21 protein-coding genes and 2 pseudogenes are annotated in these 26952 nt (G+C 36.3%); 3 read left to right on the top strand and 20 right to left on the bottom strand.

Features of this window, described 5'->3' with window-relative positions; translation table 11 throughout:
• Window positions 1-22 precede the first annotated feature (22 nt).
• The 4 genes and pseudogenes from RCG20_RS21250 to RCG20_RS21235 all read right to left on the bottom strand — a co-directional run.
• Window positions 23-1609: a response regulator transcription factor gene (locus RCG20_RS21250; protein WP_308182121.1), complete on the bottom strand. Its 1587-nt coding sequence runs from the start codon at window positions 1607-1609 to the stop codon at window positions 23-25.
• Window positions 1603-3066 carry a sensor histidine kinase gene (locus RCG20_RS21245; RefSeq protein WP_308184423.1) on the bottom strand — a complete coding sequence of 488 codons (1464 nt, stop codon included), beginning with the start codon at window positions 3064-3066 and terminating at the stop codon, window positions 1603-1605. The genes RCG20_RS21250 and RCG20_RS21245 overlap by 7 nt, the downstream gene beginning before the upstream one ends.
• Window positions 3066-4067 (bottom strand): sugar-binding protein, encoded by a 1002-nt coding sequence (locus tag RCG20_RS21240; RefSeq protein WP_308182120.1) that lies wholly within the window; start codon window positions 4065-4067, stop codon window positions 3066-3068. The genes RCG20_RS21245 and RCG20_RS21240 overlap by 1 nt, the downstream gene beginning before the upstream one ends.
• Window positions 4068-4284: 217 nt before the next feature.
• Window positions 4285-4440, bottom strand: a pseudogene (locus tag RCG20_RS21235) (galactokinase family protein); the annotation flags it as partial.
• A 218-nt stretch (window positions 4441-4658) separates the two neighbouring features.
• On the opposite strand from RCG20_RS21235, the gene RCG20_RS21230 reads away from it, so the two are divergent.
• Window positions 4659-5618, top strand: a complete 960-nt coding sequence (locus RCG20_RS21230) for an endonuclease/exonuclease/phosphatase family protein (protein WP_308182119.1) — start codon at window positions 4659-4661, stop codon at window positions 5616-5618.
• A 234-nt stretch (window positions 5619-5852) separates the two neighbouring features.
• Window positions 5853-7067 (top strand): MFS transporter, encoded by a 1215-nt coding sequence (locus RCG20_RS21225; RefSeq protein ID WP_308182118.1) that lies wholly within the window; start codon window positions 5853-5855, stop codon window positions 7065-7067.
• A gap of 94 nt (window positions 7068-7161) precedes the next feature.
• Here RCG20_RS21225 and RCG20_RS21220 read toward each other — a convergent pair whose 3' ends face one another.
• The 11 genes and pseudogenes from RCG20_RS21220 to RCG20_RS21170 all read right to left on the bottom strand — a co-directional run bounded on the left by RCG20_RS21220 (window position 7162) and on the right by RCG20_RS21170 (window position 18078).
• Window positions 7162-7392, bottom strand: coding sequence for a hypothetical protein (locus tag RCG20_RS21220; protein ID WP_308182117.1), 231 nt, complete (start codon window positions 7390-7392; stop codon window positions 7162-7164).
• 162 nt (window positions 7393-7554) lie between these two features.
• A complete protein-coding gene (locus RCG20_RS21215) occupies window positions 7555-7746 on the bottom strand; it encodes a hypothetical protein (RefSeq protein WP_308182116.1) in 192 nt (63 codons plus the stop codon).
• Between the two features lie 522 nt (window positions 7747-8268).
• Window positions 8269-9042: an IclR family transcriptional regulator gene (locus RCG20_RS21210; RefSeq protein ID WP_308182115.1), complete on the bottom strand. Its 774-nt coding sequence runs from the start codon at window positions 9040-9042 to the stop codon at window positions 8269-8271.
• Between the two features lie 233 nt (window positions 9043-9275).
• Window positions 9276-11453: a malate synthase G gene (locus RCG20_RS21205; protein ID WP_308182114.1), complete on the bottom strand. Its 2178-nt coding sequence runs from the start codon at window positions 11451-11453 to the stop codon at window positions 9276-9278.
• Window positions 11454-11951: 498 nt separating this feature from the next.
• Entirely contained in the window at window positions 11952-12476 is a 525-nt protein-coding gene (locus tag RCG20_RS21200) for a hypothetical protein (protein WP_308182113.1), read from the bottom strand.
• Between the two features lie 230 nt (window positions 12477-12706).
• Window positions 12707-13705 (bottom strand): agmatinase family protein, encoded by a 999-nt coding sequence (locus RCG20_RS21195; RefSeq protein ID WP_308182112.1) that lies wholly within the window; start codon window positions 13703-13705, stop codon window positions 12707-12709.
• Window positions 13683-13829, bottom strand: a pseudogene (locus tag RCG20_RS21190) (imidazolonepropionase); the annotation flags it as partial. The gene RCG20_RS21195 and the pseudogene RCG20_RS21190, both read right to left, overlap by 23 nt.
• Before the next feature lie 409 nt (window positions 13830-14238).
• Window positions 14239-15729: a helix-turn-helix domain-containing protein gene (locus tag RCG20_RS21185; protein WP_308182111.1), complete on the bottom strand. Its 1491-nt coding sequence runs from the start codon at window positions 15727-15729 to the stop codon at window positions 14239-14241.
• 112 nt (window positions 15730-15841) lie between these two features.
• Window positions 15842-17212, bottom strand: a complete 1371-nt coding sequence (locus tag RCG20_RS21180; protein ID WP_308182110.1) for an MATE family efflux transporter — start codon at window positions 17210-17212, stop codon at window positions 15842-15844.
• Between the two features lie 253 nt (window positions 17213-17465).
• Window positions 17466-17708 (bottom strand): glutaredoxin family protein, encoded by a 243-nt coding sequence (locus RCG20_RS21175; RefSeq protein ID WP_308182109.1) that lies wholly within the window; start codon window positions 17706-17708, stop codon window positions 17466-17468.
• Window positions 17709-17724: 16 nt separating this feature from the next.
• Window positions 17725-18078 (bottom strand): ASCH domain-containing protein, encoded by a 354-nt coding sequence (locus RCG20_RS21170; protein WP_308182108.1) that lies wholly within the window; start codon window positions 18076-18078, stop codon window positions 17725-17727.
• Window positions 18079-18360: 282 nt separating this feature from the next.
• Between RCG20_RS21170 and RCG20_RS21165 the strand changes: the two genes are divergently transcribed.
• Entirely contained in the window at window positions 18361-18822 is a 462-nt protein-coding gene (locus RCG20_RS21165; protein ID WP_308182107.1) for a hypothetical protein, read from the top strand.
• Window positions 18823-19189: 367 nt separating this feature from the next.
• On the opposite strand, the gene RCG20_RS21160 is transcribed toward RCG20_RS21165, so the two are convergent.
• The 5 genes from RCG20_RS21160 to RCG20_RS21140 all read right to left on the bottom strand — a co-directional run bounded on the left by RCG20_RS21160 (window position 19190) and on the right by RCG20_RS21140 (window position 26875).
• Window positions 19190-20140, bottom strand: a complete 951-nt coding sequence (locus RCG20_RS21160; protein ID WP_308182106.1) for a C40 family peptidase — start codon at window positions 20138-20140, stop codon at window positions 19190-19192.
• 966 nt (window positions 20141-21106) lie between these two features.
• Complete coding sequence (odhB, locus tag RCG20_RS21155; protein WP_308182105.1) at window positions 21107-22405, bottom strand: 2-oxoglutarate dehydrogenase complex dihydrolipoyllysine-residue succinyltransferase; 1299 nt, start codon at window positions 22403-22405, stop codon at window positions 21107-21109.
• Window positions 22402-25242 (bottom strand): 2-oxoglutarate dehydrogenase E1 component, encoded by a 2841-nt coding sequence (locus tag RCG20_RS21150; protein ID WP_374120494.1) that lies wholly within the window; start codon window positions 25240-25242, stop codon window positions 22402-22404. The genes odhB and RCG20_RS21150 overlap by 4 nt, the downstream gene beginning before the upstream one ends.
• Window positions 25243-25541: 299 nt before the next feature.
• Window positions 25542-25988, bottom strand: a complete 447-nt coding sequence (locus RCG20_RS21145; protein ID WP_308182104.1) for an OsmC family protein — start codon at window positions 25986-25988, stop codon at window positions 25542-25544.
• A gap of 146 nt (window positions 25989-26134) precedes the next feature.
• Window positions 26135-26875 carry a carbonic anhydrase gene (locus tag RCG20_RS21140; RefSeq protein WP_308182103.1) on the bottom strand — a complete coding sequence of 247 codons (741 nt, stop codon included), beginning with the start codon at window positions 26873-26875 and terminating at the stop codon, window positions 26135-26137.
• Window positions 26876-26952 lie beyond the last annotated feature (77 nt).

Genomic DNA, 26952 nt, shown 5'->3' with positions numbered 1-26952 from the left:
AGTTGGAACTTTTATCTACCATCTATTTACTAGCAAAGGATCTTCGAAATTCAGTTGGGGATAAACCTACATTCTTTTTAAATACACGACTAAAATAGTTCGGATCTTTGTAGCCGATCGAAAAGCAGATTTCCTTCAAGCTTTTTGTAGGATCGATGATTTCAGCTTTTGCATGTCTAATCCTTATTTCTGTCAAATAATCAATAAATGTCATACCAAACCGATCTTTAAATAATTTACTAAAATAATAAGGACTTAACTCTACATATTCTGCAACTGATTCCAAAGTAATCGAATCTGCAAAATGATTTTCAATATACTCCTTCGCTTTATGTAACATTCCCTTAGCATGGTTATTTCTCCAAACTTGCACATGGTGAACAACCAACATTAAATGTGATTTTCCCTTTTCAAAAATGGTTTCAATATCCTCCACCTCACTTACTTCAGGAGTGCGGTCATAGCTTATACCAAGATCATGAAGCATGCGGGAAATCAGAATAAATAATTCATCAAATGATTTTTTTACAAAGGTTGCTTTTAAATTTTTGTTCGCTGCATGATTCGAAACAAACGAATCAAAAATAAACAAGACCTGATTCACATCGCCTTGACGCACAGCATCCAGTAGTTTTTTCTCGACCTCAATAAAACCCGTTGACGTTGTTTCAGCAGATCCCTGTTTGTCACCAAATAAATACTTTCGATTTGGGGTTTTTAAGAGTTGGTTTAATGCTAAAACCGCTTCATGGTAAGATTTATTTAGGTCATGAGCAAGATTGTAAGGGAGACCGATCCCAATCCTTAATTCAGCATTAAGTTCTTTACTTTGGAAAAGGGAAATCAGGTTATTGATTATGGTCTGGGCATTCGTTTTAAAAAGTATTTTTTCAGTTGTCTTCTTACATAAGAATAAAACTGCTACTTGTGAGTCTGTTAAGGGCCCAATCATAATTTCTTGTTTTTTTACGACTGATTTTAGTGCATCCTTAAGCCACATATACCAGTTTTGTTTTTCACTTTGGGATAGTTCAGTTCCTTCTTTCGTTCTTACCGAAAAAAGCATCATATACCCGGAAGTAATTTCAACCCCTAAAAGTTGGCCCCATTCATCAAAGGTAATATCTTGAACTTGGTTCAATAATAATGATGATACCCATTCTTTTTGAGCGATTGAAACAGCACGATCCAAGTTTTCCCGTAACCATTGCTGTTCTTCTATAAGTTTCCGCTCCTCTAAAATTTCGTTGGAAACACGTTGTAACCCCGCCAAAATATCTTGTTTTCTGCTTGGCTTTAAGATGTATTCCTTGACACCCCTTTGCATTACCTCTTTTGCATATTTAAACGTATTATAGGCTGAAACCATGATAAATCGAATACTTGGATCAATCTTTTTAATTGCTTTAACTGCTTGAACTCCATCAATTCCAGGCATTTTAATATCCATAAAAATGATATCTGGCCTATGCTCCTTTGCCATTTCTACCGCTCTTCTTCCATTTGGTGCTTCGCCAATGACGATTACATCCTGCAAAGAACTGTTTATGATTTTCGTCAGCGCTTTTCGTTCAAGAACTTCATCATCCACAATTAGAATTTTCAGCAAGCACGTTTCCCCCCTTTTGCAGTGTCAGGAATCATCAATCTGAAATTTGTCCCTTTCATATGATCTGATTCAATTTCAACAATATCGTTTCTATGGTAAAAGAGTTGAAGCCTTCTTATCACATTTTTCACTCCAATACCCATTGAATGGGTATTGGATTTTTCAGATTCGGAACTATCATCCTTTTCAATTCCTAAAACAAAATCTAACAATCTATTTTTTGTGCTTATATCCATTCCAACTCCATTATCTCTAACTTCTACACAAATTCGATCAGTTTGCCGATAAATATTGAGAAGGATTACTCCGTTTTCTTCATATGATTCAACACCATGGATGAATGCGTTTTCAATTAATGGCTGTAAAATTAAACTTGGTATTTCAATATCTAGACAATCATCCTGTATGTCGGTAACAAATTGTATCCGTTCCCCAAAACGTGTTTGTTGAATATAAAAATACTCTTGAACAATTTTCACTTCATCTCTAAGTGTCGATGCTTTATCGAATTCGCTTAAATTGTACCTCAGTATCGCGGCAACTGCTTCTATTAATCTCGAAGTTTGCTCGGCATCTTCCAAATAAGCCATTTTTGAAACAGTATTCAATGTATTGAATAAAAAATGTGGATTAATTTGACTCTGCAAGCTTCTTAGCTCTAAATCTTTTAAAAGTTGATCTAATTCTGATTTTTGTTGAATTTCGGTTACGAGTTGCCGTATATTGGTGCGCATTTGGTTAAACGTTTCGGTTAGTAGCTTCAATTCGTCTTTTGTTGTGATCTGAATATCTTCTCCCGCTAAATTCCCTGTTGATATTTGCTTTGCAGCTTGTGACAAAAGTCTTATCGGTTTTGTAATCCCACCCGAAATCCATAAGGCTATCAAGGTACTTAGAAAAAATGCAGCCGCAAAAAGGCAAATTGACATTAGTTTATAATAATGATTTTTCATTTCCATTTGATCATAAAATTTTTGATAATCAGTTAGTTTATTATTTAACAGAGCAAGTGTACTTTCTTGCAGGAATGAAGTGATTTTCAATACCTCATTAAAGTGATAGGAATAATTATTAATATCATTTTTTTGAAAAGCCTCAACAGTTGCATCACTTTCTTGCAAGAAACTATCAATCATATTTTTGTAATTAATAAGCGTTATTTCATTTGTGCTCATTACTTTATAAAGCCTCTTTTGGTCCGTAATTAATAGTAATTTTTCTTTTTGAAAGTCCTTTAAATATCGTTCATCCTTATCAATAATATAAGCATGCAATTTTTCTGTGCTCAGATTACTACGTTGATAGATATCATTTAACAAAAGGAAACGTTCAAAGCTATTATCGTATTCATTCATTAATTTTTCACTTCTGTTATAAAAAAAGGCGCCAACAGAAGTTAACAAAACTACAAGAATGATGAAATAGAGAAGTAATTTCGATCTGATTCGAAACAACATCATTGGCTCTCCTCCACTCCACCATGTTTATCTAGAGGTAAATCTTCTAATCTCATTATTCTCGTATTTGTATGGATAATTGGCGGCACCGATTTCCCTTTGATCAGATCAATCATCATTTTTACAGCTCCATATCCCATTTCATATGGTTCCTGAACAACGGTTGCCTTGATGGTTCCCTTACGAATATATTCAAGAGTTTCCGGCAGTGTATCAAATCCAATAATATAAATGCGATCTTGTTTTTTATATTGCTCGACCACTTGGGCAATTCCAATATCATCTAGGGCACTTGTCCCAAAAAATGCATTAACCTCGGGATGTGCCTGCAATATTTGGTATGTTTTTTCTGCAGCTCGAACTCTGCTAATTTCGGATTCTTCCACATCAACGATATGAATTCCCTTTTCTACTTTCACTGCATCCCTGAAACCCTTTACACGTTGTTGCTGATGGTTCGCATAGAAACTCCCAGTAATAATAGCAACATTGGCTTGTCCCTTTGTATCTGTTATTAATGCTTTTCCAGCTAAATATCCTGATAAATAATTATCCGTTCCTATGTATGCTCGGCGGTTACTATTTGAAGCATCCGTATCGATCGTAATAACGGGTATTCCACCAGCTTCAACTCGATTGATAAGTGGAGTAAATTGCTCATCACTTAATCCCTGTGTGATAATTCCGTCCACTTTAGAAGCAGCCGACATTTCTATCGTTTTTAAATGGTCATCAATATTCGCTTGTTTAGGTCCAGTATATTCTAGCATAACACCATTTTCTTTAGCGGCCTCCTTGGCCCCTTTCTCAACAAGTCTCCAATATTCATTGTCGAGCTCCTCTGGCACAAGAACAAAATGGTAGTGGAACTTTGCTTGAGTTTTCTTTTCAACAGGCAAATCATGGGCAACTACCTTGTATCCATAAAATATCGACATCGAAAAACTTACGAGAAAAAGGAGAGCCCCAAACGTATAAGCCATGATAGATAATTTACTCATAAAACATCCCCAATTTATCAGTGTAGTGTTAGACGAATTTTTATTCCAACTACTTTGTAATGACTAAAAACTACTATTTCTCAGTATTAGCTTCGTTTCGATGTTATTTTTTTGAGACTGTTCTGCCTTCATTTCGCTCTAAAAGTGTATCTACTGCTGTTTCTCTCATGAGTTCGGTATAAACCTTTACAGTACTTAAGGTTGGTACCAAGGGCTTTCCGTATGTAATTGCGCATGGAAAAACATGTCCACCATTATAGTCAGTATCTTCGCCAATTAAATTAATTCTCCCTGGAGCAAAAAATGCTTTTTCAGGCAATGTCTGATACAGGTCTTTGAATAATGTATTTAACCTAGTGACGTGCCTTTTCATTTCCTCCCACCTGTCAATTATCTTAAACTTTATTTTATTTTAATTAGTAAAACAATTCAATAATTTTACTAAACTTTTACCTAATAGTAGATTGTGTTAACATTCTCTCTTTTTCCACCCACGCCTTTATCAAATTAAGTTATTAATGTTCTCATTGGTTATATTGCCGTTTCCGTTTATCATCATGCTTCATTTGCTAATAGTATGGGGGTGAAGAATTGAAGTCAATAAAAAATGAATTCCGACTTTCATTTTTAACGTGGAATCTGTATATGGGTACAGACCTAACGCCATTAATGTCTGCTCTGCCACAACAATTTCCTCGGCGGGTAACCGAGGTATTTCGACAATTTCTTGCGACCAATTATCATGCCCGAATGAAGGTCATTGCCCGTGAGATTGCACTAAAGAAACCTACTCTTATCGGTTTGCAGGAAGTAGTAAGCTGGCAACTTGCAATCCCAAATTTTCGAATCGTTACCTTTGATTTTTTAAGGGTGTTAATGATTGAGTTAAATAGTAGGGGATTAGACTACGAAATTGCTGTTCAAAACCGAAACGCATCAGCCGAGCTCCCTGATAGTAATGGAAATGTTGTTCGGCTGTTGGATAGAGATGTACTATTGATTCGCAAAGACCATAGACTCCAAGTTGTCAGGAGATATTCGGCAAACTTCAAAACAAATCTAACCGTTCAGTTTAATGGACAAAACTTTGTGATCTATCGGGGCTGGTCATCTGTCGATATTCGGACTGATGGACAAATTTTCAGAGTAATTAACACCCACTTAGAAACTATTCCAGAAATTCAAGTTAAGCAAGCAAGAGAGATATTGAGTGGCCCCGCCAAAACGGAGCTGCCCCTAATAATAACTGGGGATTTGAACTCAAATGCTATTAGTAGTGATACACCAACCTATAGCATTTTTATCAATGAGGGATTTGATGATACGTGGAGAAACGTTGGCAATGGACCTGGGTTTACTTGTTGTCAAGATGCTGACCTATTAAATGCTGTGTCAGATTTAAAGGGTAGAATTGACTTTATTTTATATAAAAATGGTTGGAAACCGATTGAAGCAGATTTGGTTGGAGGAACTCAACAAGATCGAACATCATCTGGTTTATGGCCATCTGATCATGCCGGGGTTTTTGGAAGGTTTATTTTAAAAGATTAATGAAAGAAGAAAATAAGAAATCGAGCCTTTAATTCTGTAAAGATTAAATACTCGGTTTTTTTTAGGATTCAGTTTGGCTTTTCTAGAGGACCTGGTTGTACCACTTACATTCGTGCGCAATATTTTTTTCCACTTTTTATGAAATTTGCAAATAGAAGTTGTCCATAAACTGGAGTAAAATAGAATTAAAGAAATGTTGATTTCCATTTTTTGATGGGGGAGAAAAAGACGATCATGAGTTTTATAAAACGTGGGACAAAGACCTTTCGGATGGCAAATTTAGCCTTGTTTGCTGGCGGCTTTAACACTTTTGCCATCCTCTGGAGTACTCAACCCTTGTTACCGGAGATAGCAAAGGAATTTCACATATCGCCTGCTGTTTCGAGTTTAACATTGTCTTCCACAACGATTGCCTTGGCCATTAGTATGTTATTTGTTGGTTCACTATCAGAGGTATTTGGACGTAAATCTGTTATGACACTATCTTTGGTTGCTTCTTCTATTTTAGCGATCTTAACTGCGTTAAGTCCAAACTTTCATTTCCTCCTTATTTTTAGGATCATCCAAGGGGTAATGTTAGCAGGATTACCGGCGGTCGCCATGGTATATTTAGGGGAAGAAATTGAGCCTTCGAATCTTGGACTTGCAATGGGTTTATACATTAGTGGTAATTCAATCGGCGGAATGGGTGGTCGGATAATTGGTGGAGTGTTAACAGATCTTTTTGATTGGAAAATTGCCCTTGTTGGGATTGGTATTCTAAGCTTATTAGCAAGCTTGTTATTTTGGTTTACATTACCAAAGTCAAACCATTTCAAACCACGAAAATTTGAAATTAAAAAATTAGTAAAATCGCAACTTAGTCAATTTAAAGAACCAGGGTTACTTTATTTATTTGGAATCGGATTTTTACTACTCGGAAGCTTTGTGGCCTTATATAATTACATAGGATTTCAACTAGTAGCTCCACCCTACTCCCTAAGCCAAACCATTGTAGGATTTATTTTTGTTGTGTACATTGTTGGAACGTTTAGTTCAACCTGGATGGGTATGTTAGCGGATCAACATGGGCGGAGTAAGACTTTGCAATTATCACTGTTAATTTTATTAATCGGGGCATGCATTACATTGAATACAAATCTTTGGTTAAAATTTATTGGGCTTGGGATTTTTACATTTGGTTTTTTTGCTGGACACTCCATTGCAAGTGGTTGGATCGGCAAGCTTTCAACCCATGATAAAGCACAGGCATCTTCTCTATATTTATTCTTTTACTACGCTGGCTCAAGTGTTGGTGGAACAGTAAGTGGGGCTTTTTTTAGTGCATATGGTTGGATTGGTGTAATTTGTTTGATAATTGTTTTTTCATTACTTGCTATCGCTTTATCTATTCGGGTAGCAGTAATTACAAAGAAACACAGAAGCTTTCACAGTGTAAATATAATTTAAAAAGTTAAAATAGTTAATGCAACCACTTTATGACGCTCTATGTTCCATAAAAAACAAAAAGCTGTGGGATCCCATGTATCCGCACAGCTTTCTTCTATTTCGGTTTACTTTCTTTCAGTTCATCAATAAGTTGTTTTGTCCTTTTCGCATTACCTTCGGCAAAGTTTTCAAGACGTTCCTTCAGTTCATTATCATCATGAACCCGCTCAGCAGTTATAAGATAATTCCTCATTAAGTCTTCTTCCATTTCGATTGAATGTTCAAGAACTTCATTTAGTTTATCCTTTTCTTCTCCATTTTCTGTGCTATTCAAATCCAAACTCATTACAAGACCTCCTTTTTACCTTTACTATTCTCCATTCCATTTCAGAATATCCAAGCAAGTATCTATTAAAAGCTGTTTCGTAAAAGCTTCAGTTTCTGAGTAACAGGTCATTTTTGACGAGTCCACCATGACAACATTTAAAACACAACAAAAAAAAATGACCTACCCTTTGGGCAAGTCAAGTGCTTGGTATGCTAACTGATATTTGCCGCCCTCAGCAACTTCTGAATGATACAGAGCCTTTAGTGCAAAGTTTTTTTCAAGGTCTAGTTCTTCCATCAACCCTTTTAAACGCGTTTGCAATTCTTTATTGTCTTTGATCAATTGTTTCATTTGTGATTTCACGAACTTCATTTGATAGTTAACTCCTTTTAGAAACCAAATCTAACCCTAATTATAGCATTAATCATGTCATTTAGCACGAAAGGCAAGGTACCTTTGAAAAATCCTATTAAATCAAGAATCTAATTTTGTTTCTTTGACGGACGTTTTGGATAATGGAATCTCTTTCATGAACAAGCCAGCTACAAAAGCTATAACTCCGATAACAATGCAAATGATGAATATGTCATGAATAGAGTTTGATATAACTTGTTTCACTTGATTTATTAACTTCCAAAAAGTAGGCAGCATCTACTACGGAAGCTTCGCTTCAGGCGTACAATTCTTCAAATTATTAGGGTCTACGATTCGTCAGCATTATTGAGAACCGTTTTAACTTTTGCTCCAGTGATTAATATTTTTTTTGGACAATAAAAATATATAAAAATTCTTATAAGGTGATATATAGATTGTTTGCAAAGATAATTTAAGTGTTAATGCTTCTTATATCTCCCTAAAACGAAAAAAGTGCCCGATTTCAAAGAAATCCGACAATTAAATTTTTCCCATAAAGCCTAGCCTTGTTGAAATTTGGTTACCTATTTGAATCATACGTGTTTGCAGATGTTTTAACCGTTCATCCTTCATACGCATTGTCGGACCTGAAATGCTAACAGCCGCAATGACCTTGCCAATATGGTCAAAGATTGGGGCGGCAATACAGGTGATACCGTACTCATTTTCCTCTAGGTCAAGTGCAAAGCCTTTTTGTCTCACTTCCGCAAGTACCTTAAGGAATATATCTTTATCAGTAATCGTTTTGTCCGTATGAACGGGCATTCCTTTTCGCTCTAAAATATCAAGAACCACAGTTGTTGGCAGGTGAGCCAGAATCGCTTTCCCTACAGAAGTGCAGTGCATTGGTGCCCTTTTCCCGACTTTTGAATGCATTCTAAGTGTTTCAGTACCATCTAATTTTTCAATATAGACAACTTCCCCTTGGTCAAAAACAACAAGGTGGATAACTTCATTCGTTTCATTTTCAAGTTCCAGTAGGAATGACCTTGCTTCTGATCTCAAATCAATTGATTCTAAAAGTTTAGAACTGACCTCTAAAAATTTGTAACCAAGCTTATAGCGACTTGTTACTTCATCCTGCTCAATATAACCATATTGGACTAGTGTTGATAGAGTTCGATACACTGAGCTCTTATTAATATCAATATGTTTGGAAATCTCGGTAACACCCAATCCGCCCTTTTTCTTGCTAACAAGCGAAATAATATCGAGTGCCCTGCTCACAGATTTGACCATATTCTCTCTTTCCAAAATTGTTCACCTCTGTTTGGTTCCTTACTATTCCATCATTATAGCATACTTGTTCGATGAGTCATTAGCCTGTTTCAGGTCTGCTACACATGTATCTAAAACTCCAAAATCTCTATAAAAACAAAGAGCCAGACCCCTCAACAATAAAATACAGCAAAAGTCTACTAAATTTTAGCTATATACTATGATATCAAGGGGTCAGGCTCTAAATGGGTTATCCTTTTTCAAATAGGCTATTGTTTAACTGCAAATTTTGCTTTTGCTTCTAAACGACGACGATGTAAAATTGGTTCTGTATAGCCGTTCGGTTGGTCATAGCCTTGGAATACAAGGTCACATGCTGCTTTGAATGCAATAGAGTTATCGAAGTCTATAGACATAGCCCGATATGCAGGGTCTCCGGCATTTTGGGCATCAACCACTTTTGCCATGCGCTGCAGTGTTTCCAATACTTGTTCTTTTGTGCAAATCTCATGGTGAAGCCAGTTCGCCATATGTTGGCTAGAAATCCTTAATGTGGCGCGATCTTCCATCAGAGCTATATTGTTGATGTCAGGTACCTTCGAACAGCCAATTCCTTGCTCAACCCAGCGAACCACATAGCCAAGAATTCCTTGTGCATTATTATCAAGTTCTTCTTGAATCTCTTCGCAGCCCCATTGCGGACTTTTAGCAACTGGAATTTGTAAAATTTCATTTCGTAAATCTTTGATATCATTTAAAAGATCATTTTGAACCCTGGTCACATCAACTTGGTGATAATGCATTGCATGAAGAGTTGCGGCTGTGGGTGATGGAACCCATGCTGTATTTGCACCAGCCTTTGGGTGACCGATCTTTTGCTTTAGCATATCCTCCATCAGGTCAGGCATCGCCCACATCCCTTTTCCAATTTGGGCACGACCTTGGAAGCCTGTTTCAAGACCATTATTCACATTTGACTTTTCATAGCCTTGGAGCCATGCAGATGATTTCATTTCATTTTTACGAATCATCGGTCCTGATCCCATTGAAGTATGCATTTCATCACCCGTTCGATCAAGGAATCCAGTATTAATAAAGACAACCCGGCTTGATACTTCACGGATGCACGCTTTTAAGTTTAATGATGTACGCCGTTCTTCATCCATAACCCCCATTTTTAGTGTATTTCGTTCCAATCCTAGCAGATCTTCTACACGATCAAACAGTTGGTTTGCAAAAGCCACTTCTGCTGAACCATGCATTTTCGGTTTTACGATATATATAGAGTTTTTGGATGAATTTTGATATGGACCATTTCCCAAAAGAGAATGCTTTGCAAGTAAACTTGTAACTACTGTATCAAGTATCCCTTCCTGAATCTCCTCTCCATTCTGATCTAATATGGCATTGATTGTCATTAAATGCCCCACGTTGCGTGAAAACATTAAGGACCGCCCACGAAGTACAAATTCCTCCCCAACTGGTGAAACATAGCAACGATCTGGATTCAATGTACGGGTCATTGTCTTATTGGCTTTTACGAAAGTTGCCGACAAATCCCCTTTCATCAAACCAAGCCAGTTTCGATAGACTAGAACTTTATCTTCAGCATCAACTGCTGCTACAGAGTCTTCGCAATCCATAATCGTTGAAAGGGCTGCCTCCATAAGGATATCCTTCATACCAGCATTATCTGTTTTTCCAATTGGATGGCTTTGGTCAATCTGGATTTCAAAGTGTAGCCCGTTATTTTTTAGAAGGATAGCGTATGGTTTTTTAAAATCACCTTGATAACCAGCAAATTTTTCTTCATTCACTAACCCAACCTGATTTCCATTTGTAAGTGTTACAGCTAGTTTCCCATCTGCAATGCTGTATTGAACAACATCTTTATGTGAGCCTTCCTTTAATGGAATAGTTTGATCTAGAAATTCTTTTGCAAAAGAAATAACCTTCTCACCGCGGATTGGATTATAGGAACCTTCAATATGTGCTCCGTCTTCTTCACTGATCGCATCTGTCCCGTAAAGAGCATCGTATAGACTTCCCCAGCGTGCGTTGGCAGCATTTATAGCGTAACGACCATTATTAACAGGAACAACTAATTGGGGACCAGCCTGAATCGCAACTTCATCATCTGCCCCAACTGTAGTTATTTCGAAGTCATCTGCTTCCGGTTCAAGATAGCCAATGTCTTCTAAGAACGCTTTATATTTAGCAAACTCGAAATCTTTATTTTCAAAATGCCATGAATTGATTTTGTCTTGAATCTCATCTCGTTTTGTAAGCAATTCTTTATTTTTAGGAGTCAAATCTTTAACCAATACTTCCAATCCAGCCCAAAATTGTTTCTGATCCACTTTGCTTCCGGGAATTGCTTCTGAATTTATGAACTCATAGAGCTCATGTGCGACTTGCAGATTGCCTACGTTTACATAGTTTGTCATTGCTGATTGCCTCCTAGAATTTGCCTTTAATTTTAGAAAAGTGATCCCTATAACAATTTCAATCCTCACGTCTTTGTTTGCTATTACGAAACACCGTTTCTTAATTTCTTCAAAAAAATAATACCACAATTTGTTTGTGTTTTTCAATTATTTTCATTAATTTATATGTATTTATCATTATGAAATACCTTATGAGGTTATTGTTGGGAGAATTAAGCCAATAGAAACAGTCTCTACGCCGCACTGAAAAATGGTCTGAGGCTATATATCTCTTAGCATTTCCTAACTTTCCAGCTACACTTTTCTACTTTTTCTAAATTTAAATCTCAGTTTGCATCAAAGCCACCATTATGTACGAAGCTTTGCGTAATGGTTTTACCAATTTCGTTATTACCTATTATTCAAGTAAGACATGGAACTTTCTACAAAGTTCTTGAATTGCATTACTGCAGGTTAAATATATACATTTGTTCTCCAAACCATTTGGTATAGGGTAATTTATACGCTTTCTGTCGTTGCTGGGTCGGGAATGAGTCTCGGAATTGTTTGGACCATTTCCGATGTATATAAGACTTCTTCAGTTGAATTGCCCTCCTTTTTTAATTTCTGTAATTCCTCAACATATTCATCAATTGGAATAATTATACTATTTTTGCCAACCATAGATAAAAAACCATAATTCTTTTCATAACCAATATTTACTACCTTAATTTTTTTATCTAATTTTCTTTGAGTAAGGAAATATAAAATATTTACCGCTTCTCGTGTAACAATCTCTTTTCCTCTAACATCGTAGCTACTTATTTTATTGTAGTCAGTAAAATAAATATGCATATCTTTATTCCCATCTGATTCAGAATATTTCTTTAAAATATTCTTTTGACTTCCAAATGTAGCCTCCTTATTAGATCGTTCGATTTTAAATATTTCAACAAATTCAATTTTATATTTACCTGAATAAATTAAATTTAAATCATCCTTAATTTGTTGTGAATTTTCATATTTTCCGCCCACTTTTGACACTGTTTTAAACCATAATCTTATGCTTTAAAAATTCAATAAAACTATTGAAATAAATATTGGGATAAAAAAGAGAGAAATTTTTTTGACGTTCATTATTCTTGCCCTCTACCTCCTAATATTAAATTTTTCTCCACGTTATCGGAACTACTTATGTTACTATTACAGCTTTTTTTCTAGACAACAACCAAAACAAAGCATCGCTTTTGAAAACGATGCTTTGTTTCTTATAACTATTCCCTACGTAGTTTTACTCCACTCAAAAAAGTTAAGAAAACATGAGTGCCAAGTTTCACCGTTCCCTGAACATGGGAATCTCTTAAAGGATCAAGACAAACAATATCCATTGCCTTCACTTTTGGATGAAGCCCTGCAGTTAAGACTCCTTCGAGAAGTTCATCAGTTGTCATTCCCCCCGGAGTTGAGGCAGGTACACCTGGTGCATATGCAATATCAAGGACATCCATATCGACAGTTACATAAATAGTATCAACTGAAGCAGCTAATTTTTCTAAACAACGTTGGACCGTTTCTTCGATCCCTTTTTTTCTAGCATTGCGGAGCGTAATGTAATTGACTCCTTTTTCATCCGCATACATCTTTAATTCTTTCGTGTTAAAAAATCCGTGCAAACCGATATTGTACATATCACTACCTTTTACAACTCCACTTTCGATCAGATTTCGCATCGGTGTCCCATTTGATGGACCATTATCGGAAAGGTCACGTAAATCAAAATGGGTATCGAACTGAAGGATTCCAATTTTTTCGTCTGGTTTTGCTTGATGAAGTCCTTTTACCATCATAGCTGTAATCGAATGGTCTCCACCAATCGCGCACACCTTTGTGGTTGGAAAATAGTGATGAAGCGCAGCAGACGCTTGGATAATAGTATCATGACATTTTCTAATATCTGTGACATGCATCGGGACGTCTCCAGCATCTAAAACCATCATTTCAGACAAATCAATATCTTCATCCAGATTATAGGTTGTGAAACTTTTCCATGACCGTCTAAATGCTTCTGGGAATTCAGATGCACCAGAGGATCTGATGGACGAACGCGACAAAGGTACACCAACGAGGACAATATCAGCATCCTTGCTTTTTTCAGGATCTGATGTGCTCATGATTGGCTGAATCCATTCATGAACATTTGTCATGTCTCCTCTCTCGGGTCTTACCCACATGAAACTAGGAGGAACAACGTCAGGAAAGAGGAAATTTTTCAATTAATGTCCCTCCGCTTACAACAACATGGCCGTTTTTAACAACTGTGTCTGTATGATTCATCCCATAGGAGTATTGAAGCTTCATATAGTTTGGAACATTATAAATTGTGATATCTGCTTTTTTTATTAGCATTCGAAGGGCAGCCTCTTGAATCCATCCTTTTGCATGTAGCTCTGTCCCTTTAAAATTTTTAATCACTCGTGATTTTGCTATATTTGTTTCCATTTGTCCTCTCCCTTAAAGGTATTTTTCCATTAGCTAATCAGAATTTATATCGATAAATTCTGCTAGCGCATAAGTGCAACTACGCCTAATCATCGCCCTATGGGGCTTGCCAATCAGCGAGTTTTCTTTAACTTTATTTTATTAATAAAATCTTCTGAAAAATATAAGGGAAAGGATAGAAAATAGAAACAATCTACATATATTAATAAAAATAACAGATAATTTCTTTAATAAAACTATAAAAAATTTATGATAGGGTATTATTTTTAGATTAGGACGTGAATCAAATTAGAAAAGGGCCCTGTTTTCAGACAGAGACCCTCCTTTGTATTCTATATTCTCTTGGAGAAACACCAAAAAATTCCTTAAAGATTCTACTAAAGTAATTTGAATTTTGATAGCCCACTAAATCAGAGATTTCTTTTATTGGCTTAGTTGTTTCGTTTAGTAATCGTTTCGCTTCCTTCATTCTTATGCCTGCCAATACTTCCGTAAAACCTGTACCCGTTTTCGAGATTAGAAGATGACTAAAATAGGATGGGTTCCGATCAACATATTGAGCCACTTGTTCAAGCCTAAGATTACTGTCGGAAAAATGAGACTCCATATAGGAAATTGCCAGTTCGATTGGTTCTTGTTTGCTATTATTTTTACTATTTTCCGCAGCAAGGAACACTTTTTGAATAAACAGGATTAAATTTTGCACAGTTCGATATAGGACAGTATCATATAAAATTGAATTAAAAATAGAACGATACTCTAGTTCATTGCCTGCATTTCCCTGTAAATTAAAGGTTTTCATAAATCTTCTGATTTGTGCAAGTATACTGGTTAGCCGAATTCTTACTAAACCAGGATCTGGATAGGGTTCCTGCAAATGGAGAAATTCAGCATAAAGCCATTCCTTTATTTTTTCTGAATTGAAGTTCGTTAACATGTCGATCCAAGACCTCTGTTCAGGAGGAGTTAAGAAAGGATCGATATGAACCCATTCGGGAGAATATTCAAATTCAACGACCTGACTGTAGCCTTTGTAAAAAGTGAGCTCTAGCATTTTCTTCGTTTGTAAGTATTTTTGATTTAATGTTAATGATGAAGATTTTCCTATATGGACAACGACTGCAAGCGGTTCTGTGAACTCCTCCTCCCACTTTCTCAAAGCTTTTTGGCACTGTTCTGTAATATATAGACGAGAATCATTAAATAAAACAAGAACCTTATCCCCCAACGCAAAAATACCGTGAACATCTTTAAATGGATATTCCGTTAAAAAAGAATGTAGGGTACGTACCATTTCGACACTCTCTGTTTGGAAAGCCGCTAGATGAAAATTTTCAGAGACAGACGCTTGTGAAATAAATAAAGATTCATATGATACATCTTGATAGGAATTGGGATGCAAACTCCCGATTGTATGCCTTTTTTTTCCTAACCTACGAGCTGCTTTTTGATAAGCTGATTTTACCTTTGTTGTTGAAAAGGGTCTAATCATTAAATCAAGTGCCTGCATATCTATAGCCATTCTCGCCTTTTCAAATGTTGCTTCGGCACTAGTAAATAATAGAATAGGTTCATAAATTTCCATAAGCCCACGGAAGCTTGACCAATCCTCTTTAGTAATCATATCGAGCTCCATTAGGACGATATCAGGTGTTTCCCGTTCAAAGTAAACAATAAACTCTTGAAAGTCAGCAGCTAAAAGGATATTCGTCACAGGGATGGAGGTGGTTTTTAATAACCATTTTAACCCTTCACGTTCATTTAAATCTCGATCTGCAATTAACCATTTTCCTTCCACTGTACCGCCTCCTTTCTAGAACCTCTCATGTACACTTCTGTAGGTACCCAAGACATTCCTCCTTACGTGGACAATTATTCCTAAACTATCTTTTTGTGGTGCCTTCACTGCATTATCCAACTTCCATAATTTCCACACTAACAAATTTCTTCTTTTGAATATAAATAAGTCTCGCTGACAAACATATACCAGCTGCAAGCAATCCAGCTGTTAGCCCAATCCAATACCCTATTGCTCCGAGCTTGGTAAAATGGGCAAAAATATAACCGATTGGCAAACAAATCAGCCAATAGGCGATTAGAGTCACAATAAAAGCAATATTTACATCCTTATATCCCCTAAGTGCTGCTTGTGCTGTTGCTTGAATCGCATCGGAAATATGGAAAAATAGGGCGTAAATTAAGAAATGAGCAGTAACATAAATAACAGCTGCCTCGTTTGAATAGAACCCTGCCACTTTATAACGGAATAAAACGGTGAATAAACCTGTCACCATAGCAATTGCAACGGCCAAAATCATTCCAAGAAAGCTATATGTCCTTGCATCCTTATAGCGCTTCGCTCCTACTTCAAATCCGACTAAAACCGTTTGTGCCATTGAGATACTCATTGGAATCATATAGAGAAAAGATACGATATTTAGTGCAGATTGATAGGCTGCAATCGTTGTTATATTAAATTTGCTAATTAATACAGTTACAACCGCGAACATACTATTTTCAAAAAAGATAGATAATCCCATTGGTATGCCAATTTTTAGAATTTCCATATACTTCTCGATCGTAAACTTTTTGAAATTTGAGAAGGAAGTATATTCAGAAAATGGTTTTTGTGTTTTGACGATAATCACCGTTATCCCAGCAATAACCCAATAAGTAAAGGAAGTGGCATAGCCAGCTCCTGCCCCGCCAAGTTCGGGGAACCCCCAATGTCCAAATATAAGTGCATAGTTCAATACTAAATTAAATGGTAAGGAACAAAGTAAAATGAACATGACCACACGAGTTTTTCCCAACGCATAGATAAAGGACCTTACGACGTTAAAAATAAACAACGGAATGATCCCAAAACCAAGACCAATTAGATAATCTCGGGCTGTTCCCTCAACGCTTCCTGGTAAATTCATTTTCTCTAATATAGGGTCCATTAAGAAAAAGCCCAAGAGGAGAACAAATAGAGCAATAGTTATGGCCAGGAATACTCCATGGGCTAAAACTGAAGAAACTTCTTTGTTCTTCTTTTCCCCAAATCGCTGGGCAGCAATTGGAGAAACAGCGAGAAGAATTCCACTTAAACCGGTAAAAACAGGATTCCAAATCGAAGATCCAATTGCAACACCTGCAAGATCGGATGAAGAATACTTACCAGACATAATGGTATTGAAAAATACCATGGAAAACATTCCGAGCTGTGTAATTAAAATCGGCAATAGCATGATAAAGATTTGCTTGATTTTTTCTTTTAAACTATAAGTCTGGTACATAGATTAGGTACTCCTTGAAAAATTAGTCGGGTGTTAACAATAGCATTGTTACTCAACACTCTTCGTTTCGCCGATATAATTAATTTTTCGCTGATATAACTCATATTTTCGCTGATATATTATATTATTTCGCTGATAAATATCTTATAAGCTAGAAAACAGGTTAAAAAACAATGATATTTGCAAAAAAGTCTTTTCTAAATCTCCTTTTTCCTAGAAGAAGGGATTATTTTTAAAAATAGTGCTGTTTTTCTTATAAATTCTTGGCTATTTCAATGAGTTCCTTCAGTTCATTTGTGAAACCTTTGATTGCGCGATTACCCAATACAGTTACAGGTACCCCCAAAAAGCCGAATGCCTCCACTTCCTTTTGAAATTGAGGGTTCATCCCTACATCCCTTACTTCAAATGGAATTCCTTCTTCAGTGAGTACCTGCTTAACCATGGTACATTCAATACAGTCTTGAGTAGAATAGACAATAAGTTGTTTGTTCATGTGTGGTTAATGCCCCCTAGTTATTATCTGCCATTGGTCGAAATTCATGGACCCAAACTCTCATTTGCGGCAACCAAGGCATACCCGGATGGATCAACAGAATCGATTGCTTGTATTTCTCTACATTAGCGAATCCTTCTTGACGAGCATCCTCATCAGTCAATTCCCCAAGTGACTGAGAATAGACACGTTCAACTACATATTTATGATCATGAAGACTTAAAATCTCACCTACATCTGCATATCTTCCATTTCTGCGAACAGCCGTTTTTTGCCCCTTCACTACTTTATCAATATCCTCGGGTGTTGTGATTAGGCGGTCAACAGTTGCAGTTTTTGCAGGAAAAGCATTATTTTCATTTTGAGTCATCTAAACGGCCCCCTTTTTTAAGTTGATATCAACTTTACCATATTTAGGTTTCCCATTTCACCTTTTACATACCAAGCATTTTTTATTTATGTTAGATTCACCAAGTTTCACACGCTACATTCACCAATTAAAGAAAACGAAAGCCAATGTCATATATGGAAAAATAAGTCATAAAATCATATTAGTTTCTTTCATCCATCTAAATGTTTACAACCAAACGTTAAAGGAGGGAGATCTTACGTTGAGACCGGCTTCGCAATGTAACTTCAGGAGGGATGAAAAATGTATAGCGATGATATAAATGCAATCACGTCTGATGCTCTTTTTGGAACAGCCATGGTTGGCTTTATTATTTTTTTAACACTCCTGGGATTGATCTGTTATATTTTCTTAGCCATCGGCTTAATGAAAATGGCAGAAAACTTGGGGATTAGCAATGCATGGCTCGCATGGATACCAATAGGAAACTATTATATTATGGGAGAATTGGTTACGAGTAAAATGAAAGATAATGGTGGAAAATATGCATTGTGGGCAGCAATACTTACTTTTTTAATTAGCTGGATCCCGATTTTAGGTGGCATTATCACTATTGCATTTGCAGTCTTTGGCTGTGTCTTATATTATTGGATCTTCGAAAAATATTCTGAGAACCCTGTACTACATTTAATCCTTACTATTTTAATCCCCCCATATGCAGCTTTCGCCCTCTTTGCATTAAGAAATAGAAAACCTATGTATTAAAATTTCGGGTGCTGCCTGCCAAAATCCACCCCTATTAACAATTTGGTGGGTAGCACCATTTATTCCACAAAACAGGATTTTCACTTCTATTTTTGAACCTTTGACAATGCCTGATTAAAATAATAACAGCATAGGAGTCCAAAAATATCTGAAGCTGAAAAAATTATCAAATCCCTTACATATTTATATTCTAAAAATAGGTTTTCAATCCCTACAAACATCATTGAAAAAAACAACATCCACCCCACCCCGAGATTAAAGGCGGCGATAAACAATGCTACTGTAGATACATAAAAGATTTGTGAAAGAAATTTAAAAAAATTGACCAAATCTTATGATTTGGCCCACTTTATAAAGTTACTTTATCTTATTGAACAACTCTTTTTACACCAGCAAACAGTGGCTTCCAGTAAGAATTACTTAAATCAGTTATTGTTACTCCTGTAGAAGTCCCTGCATGGATAAATTGGTTATTGCCAATATAGATTCCTGCATGTGTAGGAACTGATCCGGCAGTGCCAAAGAAAACAATATCACCCAATTGCGGAGCAGTTTCGGTTGTTCCTGCAGCCCAAAGTGTAGCTACAGTTCTTGGAACACTGAAGCCTTGTGTATTATATACATAATTGATGAACCCAGAACAATCAAATCCTGAAGGTGTGCTACCTCCCCATACATATGGAACTCCAATATATTTTTTTGCCTCAGTAATTAAAGCATCACTATTCAAAGGATTTACCTTTGGCTCTGGAGTTATTGATGAATTAGTAACTTTTAAGACTTGTCCAACATAGATAGTATCACTAACTAATCCATTAAAGGTTTTTAAATCCGCTACTGTTAAATGGAAATTCTGAGTGATTGCGAAAAGGCTATCTCCTGATTTTACAGTGTAAGTTGATTGTGATGGCAGAGGTGCCGGTACTGGCTGTTGTGGTTGGACAACTGGTATTTTAAGAGTTTGTCCAATTAAGATTAGGTCTGTCGTTAAGTTATTAATAGATTTTAAGTCTGTCACTGTCGTATTATATATTTTTGCAATCACCGATAGACTATCACCAGATTTAACTGTATAGTTGGTTGTATTTTGAATAGTTGGAGGAATAAGAATTAGCTGTTGGCCAACATAGATAGTTGTGGATGTTAAGTTATTATACGTCATTACATTTTGAACTGAAAGACTATTCACATTTGCGATTTTCCATAGTGAATCACCAGACTGTACTGTGTATGTGTTTTCAGCAGCATAGCCTCGAATTGAAAAGGATCCTATTAGGATACCTGCAGAAGTCGCCATTATCATTAGTTGTTTTTTCATGTTGAGTACGCTCCTTAGGACTGTTTTCTAGTTTGATAGCATTACAATGTATTTATACCATTTTCCACATATTTATAATGTGGTCATTTTTGAAAAAATAAGAGGCTTTTTCTTTATATGATAAATCGCATTTTTCTAAAAATTCTATTTCAATATACCATGCGCATAAATAATTCGAATAGCCGTGAATTATTTCCAATTACTTTTATATTTAGAAATACGTAAGGAAGATAAATTTTAAGTGGGTGAGTTGGTAGAATAATAATAGACTATTTAAAACAATATTGTTGAGCATTTAATTTTTGGCTCATTCCTTAGTTACCACATAAATTGAGACAAAAATCTACAGATTTTTATAACATAACATCATAAGAAAAACTGAGTATCTTCATCGTCTTTCGTGTTTCTCGACCGAGTTTATGACCACATAGCCATGATGAATGGCCTTTCCTAAGTTTCTCAACCTAGTTTGGTCCTTCATTACCTTGATGAAGGACCTTTCCTAAGTTTCTCAACCTAGTTTGGTCCTTCATTGCCTTGATGAAGGACCTTTTCCAAGTTTCGGGACCGAGTTTGGTCCTTCATCACCTTGATGAAGGACCTTTCCTAAGTTTCTCAACCTAGTTTGGTCCTTCATTGCTTTGATGAAGGACCTTTTCCATATGTCTCAACCTAGTTTGGTCCTTCATTGCCTTGATGAAGGACCTTTTCAGTGTTTCTCAACCTAGTTTGGTCCTTCATTGCCTTGATGAAGGACCTTTTCAGTGTTTCTCAACCAAGTTTGGTCCTTCATTGCTTTGATGAAGGACCTTTTTCATGTTTCTCAACCGAATTTGGTCCTTCATTACCTTGATGAAGGACTTGTTTCTCAACGGGATTTTATTCTTCTTGGACATTCTATTTTTTATAGTCAAAAAAAAGAGTACCACAAGGTCAATTTGTGGTACCCTTTCTCTACTATTGAAATTAACTTTCCAAAAGCAAATCCTCTGGATCCTCTAACAACTTCTTAACCATGACCAAAAATTGCACTGCTTCTTTACCGTCAACGATCCTGTGATCATATGAAAGTGCAAGGTACATCATTGGTCTTACTTCAACAGTATCAGTTTCGTCGATAACAACGGGACGTTTTTGAATTTTATGCATTCCTAAAATTCCAACCTGTGGTGCATTTAGTATTGGTGTTGAGTATAGCGACCCAAATGTTCCGCCATTTGTAATCGTAAATGTTCCACCCTGTAAGTCACTTAAGGCTAGTGAATTCGTTCTTGCCTTCTCCGATAATACTCCAATTTCCTTTTCTATTCCTGCGAATCCCAATCGGTCTGCATGGCGGACAACTGGTACAACTAGGCCATCATCAGTGGATACGGCAATTCCGATATCATAGAATTTTTTAAGAAGGAGCTCATTGCCCTGGATTTCTGCATTCAATAACGGAAATGCTTTTAGTGCGCCGATAACTGCTTTTGTAAAAAAGGACATGAACCCAAGCTTTACTCCATTATTTTTATAAAAAGAATCTTTTCGACGACTTCGAAGAGCCATGATTGCCGTCATATCAACTTCATTGAAGGTTGTTAACATAGCAGCAGTTTGTTGTGCTTCGACCAACCTTTTTGCAATAGTTTGGCGACGTCTTGACATCTTGACTCTTTCAATCATTTCTTCTTTTTCACCGGCAGTAGCTACTTGTTGAGGTTTTTTCTCCTGGTTAGCTTGATTTTGTTTACTTTCTAGAGATTGTTTATAGGCTTCAACCCCATCAACTCTAACTCTTCCAAGTAAATCCTGATACGGAACTTCGCTCAAATCAATCCCTAATTCCCTCGCCTTTTTTCTGGCAGCTGGTGACGCTACTGGATTAGGTTTGTTTTTGTCTTTAACAGAATCGGCAGGATTTGCAATCGTTTCTTTTTGTTTTTCTTGTGAGCTAACATCAGTATTTGAAACTGCCTCAATTTGCTTTTCTATTTCCGTCTTCTGTGGACCTTCAACTTGTTCACTCTTACCATTGGTTACGGTTTCATTTTCTTCCATGTTGGCTATGACCTGACCAACTTGGACCGTGTCACCTGGTTGGTATAGGAATTTTTTCAGAACCCCACTGTATTCACTATTGATTTCTATGTTCACTTTATCTGTTTCGAGCTCGACAATGGACTCCCCTTTTTGAACAAATTCTCCTTCATTCTTCAACCAATTGGCGATTGTTCCTTCAGAAATGGATTCTGCAAGTTCTGGTACTTTAATTTCTATCATTGACTATCCCCACCTTTATTTATGTTTAAGGAATCATTCATAATTTTTGCCTGTGCCTGTTTGTAAATTTGCGGATCTCCTGCAGCAGGGCTTGAGCGGAATGGTCGACCAATATAACGGACTGTTTGATTTTTAGATACAATTTCCATAAGATTTGGTTCAATAAAGGTCCATGCTCCCATATTTTTTGGCTCCTCTTGTACCCAAACCACTTCCGTTAGATTAGGATATCGATTAATTAGTCCACTAACTTCATTTTTCGGGAACGGATAAAGCTGTTCAACCCGTGCTATATGAACCTTTTCTAATTTTTCACTCGAGACTTCTTCCATTTTTGTTGCTAAATCAATGGCAACTTTTCCACTGCAAAGAATTAACCGCGTTACTTTTTCTGGTAATTCTCCAGTGCCAACTTGTTCCACAACCGGCTTAAATCCACCATTTGTTAATTCATGACTTGGAGACCCTGTTTTCGCATGTCGAAGAAGGCTCTTTGGGGTCATAATAATCAGTGGTCTAGCTTCATCCGTGTTTGCAATCATTGATTGTCTTCTTAAAATATGGAAATATTGAGCAGCACTTGTTACATTCGCAACAATCCAATTGTTTTCAGCTGACATTTGCATGAAACGCTCTAAGCGGCCACTGGAATGTTCTGGCCCTTGTCCTTCATAACCATGGGGCATAAGCATCACTAAACTTGATTTTTGTCCCCACTTTGCTCGACCAGCTGAAATAAATTGATCGATAATAACCTGACCAGCATTAACAAAATCCCCAAATTGTGCTTCCCAGATAACAAGTGCCTTTTGAGACTGCACGCTGTATCCATATTCAAACCCTAGTACTGCGGCTTCCGACAATGGACTATTGTAAATAGAGAAGGAAGCTTTTGCCTCAGGCAAATGGTGTAACGGCACAAATGTTTCATTCGTTTTATAGTCATGCAAAACGAGATGGCGGTGCGCAAAGGTTCCACGCTCACTATCTTGACCTGACATGCGAATTGGAATTCCATCCGTAATGATTGCAGCAAAAGCAAGTGATTCAGCTAAAGCCCAATCAATCTTGTTCCCTTCAACTAAAGCACTTTCTCTTCTTTTTAAAATCCGTTCGAGTTTCGGATTTACGTTTAATGATTGTGGCCAGTTAATAAGAGATTCATTCATTTTTTGCAAAAGATCTATTGGTACAGTTGTATCAACCACTGGCACCAAATCTCCCACTGCTGTCGGAACTGGTTGATTTTGTAAGGTTTCCATTTTTGAGTTGATTTTATCAAAAACTGATTGAAGGTTCCCCATGATTTCCTCAATCTTTTTATCTACTTCGCTTTTTGAACATAGGTTTTTTGCAATCAACTCGGTCGCGTATTTTTCAGCAATCCTTGGATGCTTATTAATCATTTCGTATAGATATGGTTGTGTCACTTGTGCATCGTCCATCTCATTGTGACCAAATCGTCTATAACCAATTAAGTCGATCAGAATATCTTTATTGAATTTTTTACGGTATTGGTATGCAAACTCAACAACAGCAAGGCAGCTTTCAGGATCATCCCCATTTACGTGAATAATTGGAATTTCATAACCTTTTGCAAGGTCACTTGCATACCTAGTTGAGCGAGAATCTTCCTTATCAGTGGTAAATCCAAGTTGGTTATTTGCAATAATATGGATAGTTCCACCAGTCTTAAACCCTTTTAAATCACTTAAATTTAATGTTTCAGCAACGACTCCCTCACCTGGGAAAGCAGCATCACCATGAATTAACACACTAAATGAAGTTTGAGTATTTTGGTTTGGAAAACCTGCTATAGTTTGATCTTCCTGTGCCGCACGAGTCATCCCTTGAACAACTGGATCAACAAATTCCAAATGACTTGGATTGTTAGCTAGATTTACTCGGATGGTATGTTCTTTTTCACCCTTAATTTCCCGCTCTGCACCAAGGTGATACTTTACATCACCTGTCCAACCATCGTTAATACCGCGTGAACCTTCAGATGGAACAAGCTCTTTATTTGGGGATAGATGGAATTCTGAAAATACCTGGTCATATGGTTTACCAAGTACATGCGCTAAAACATTCAATCGGCCCCGGTGTGCCATCCCCATCATGATATTGTCTGCCTTATCTTCAATGCTTGCTTGAATAATTTTATCAAGCATCGGAACAAGCATATCAATTCCTTCTATTGAAAATCGCTTCTGACCTACAAAGGTTTTGTGTAAGAACTTTTCAAAGCTATCTACTTGGAGCAAACGATCTAAAAGATCTTTTCTTTGATCTGGTGAGATGGGCTTTACAATACCGAGATTTTCTACATTTTTATTCAACCATTTTTGCTCTTCTTCATGATGGATATGCCCGAACTCATAGGCGATCGTTTGTGTATAAACGTTCTTTAAGTGCTGATAGGCTTCCCACCCATTATGTATTGTAGGTGGAGCATCCTCCCAAAGAAATTTAGTTGGAATTTGGATTAAATCATCTCTGCTAAGTTTGTATTTTTCCAGATCTAAATAACTCGTATCCACGTTTGAATCATGAAGAGGATTTATATTGGCAGCTAGATGCCCATAGGTACGAATGTTTTCGAAAAGCTTTAGCCCTGAAATAATATTTTTTACATTTTCCTGTGGTGCTGCATTTGAAACATACACGTTCGTTTGTTCATTAAGTGGTGGTGATCCAAACTCATCAAATAATGCTTTAAGTGATGGATCTACTGAATTAGGACTCTCCTTATACATGTCATATGCTTCGTAAATATAGCCCATATTGGGACCGTAAAATTTTTCCCATATCTTTTGACTATCTTGATTATTCATCATTACTTGCACCCCATTTCAGGCGTAGGAGCATTGAAGCTCCTTCATTTTGTTAATACTTTCTTATCATAGGAAAAAATAAGTAAAATTAACTTGATACATATCAAACTTTTTAGAAATGAATGATTAACACAAATATTTAGTAAATCATCTAATGCTTCATTAAGTTTAGTCTTCCTAGAGGCAAATTCTTATATCCCAATTTTGTTAAGGTTAGGTTAGGAAATTATATTTAAGCTAAATAAAAGTCTCCATTTATACTTTAAAATAGAGACTATGTTTTAGATCAAACATAAGAGCGATTATTGTAAAACCACTTCGGGTTCAACTGAAAAATCAATACTGCATCGTAAAGTTTGCGAAATAAAACAGGCTTTTTCAGCTCTTACTGCAATATCCTTCAATTTGTCCGAAGTAATATCAGTTTCTTTTCCTACATAAAAAATAGGGCGATGAATAATTTGTTTGAAGTTTAATTTTCCATCTTCACTTTCGACTACTCCTTCTGAAACAACCTCTAATTTGTCCACATCAATATTACGCTTGCTTAACATGGCAGCTAAGGTAATCATATAACAGTTATTAGAAGAGGAAATAAGGAGCTCCTCAGGACTAGATCCAATTCCAGGACCATCAAATTCTTTTGGAACCGAAACTTCTATGTCTAAACCACCCTTTGAACGGATGTGCCCCGTTCCATTACGATCACCTTGCCAAGTTCCATTGATAGAAAAACGAAAATTTTCCATTTATATAGCCCCCTTAATTTACATAGTTATTATGTACAATTTCTATTATAATCCTAGGATAATAAGAAAGTAACGTAATTACATTCGAAATTGTGATAAAAGTCATTGCGCCAAAAATATTTGATTAAATTAGCTATTAACTTTGGCTAATTTAATGTACCAATGCTAACTTTGCGCTTATTTAGTGGTTGAAGAGAACGATTATTTAAGTAATAGAGATTTGAAAAGGTAGCTAGTTGTCCAGTAGAAATCTCTATCGGCTGCTTAAATATGATCCACTTAACATCTTCTGTACAAGGTGGAGTCGTTAAGGAGCCTATATAGTAATAAAACGAGGATTTTTTCGTGAATAAGTCATTGAAATGAACGTTTGATTTTAACTTAATTTGTTCCATTCTTTCACTAGGCAAATTTTGAAAGATTGGATCTAGTAGTCCGCTATGTTTTCCAATTTTCACAAAGAACGCCAGAATAGCTAATTTTCCCCCATTGCTCTTATTCACAAAATGAATTTCCATTGGATAAGATCTATTGTTGATTTGATGTTCACTTGGAGCATGAAAATGAAATTGAGATAGATAATAGACGGTTCCATTCAATCTGATAAAATTATCATTGCCACTAACTCTAACTTCGATTGTATGCCCAGTATTTTTTATCGTTACAGCCGAGGTCTTGTAGTTTATAGATATCGTTTGATCAGTTTTATGTAATTTTACATCGGCGGAATGGATGTTAACGGGAGATTGCTTGATTCCATTTTTACATATAGTAAATTCTTTACTCAGTTCACCCCATTTGTATTGGCCTTTTTCACCTTTATAAGACCAATCAATTACTGCTGCCATATTTATTGTTAAGAACAGGCTCAAAAATAGTTTAATCATAAAAAAATACCTCCTTTTCAAAAGGTTTGGAGATATTTTTATTATGGATGGTTTCCTTGAGGCTATGCGAAAAAAGA

Origin of the sequence: Neobacillus sp. PS3-40 (genome assembly GCF_030915485.1) — a bacterium.
Taxonomy (GTDB): Bacteria; Bacillota; Bacilli; order Bacillales; family Cytobacillaceae; genus JAUZPL01.
This window is presented reverse-complemented; position numbering and strand designations above follow the sequence as displayed.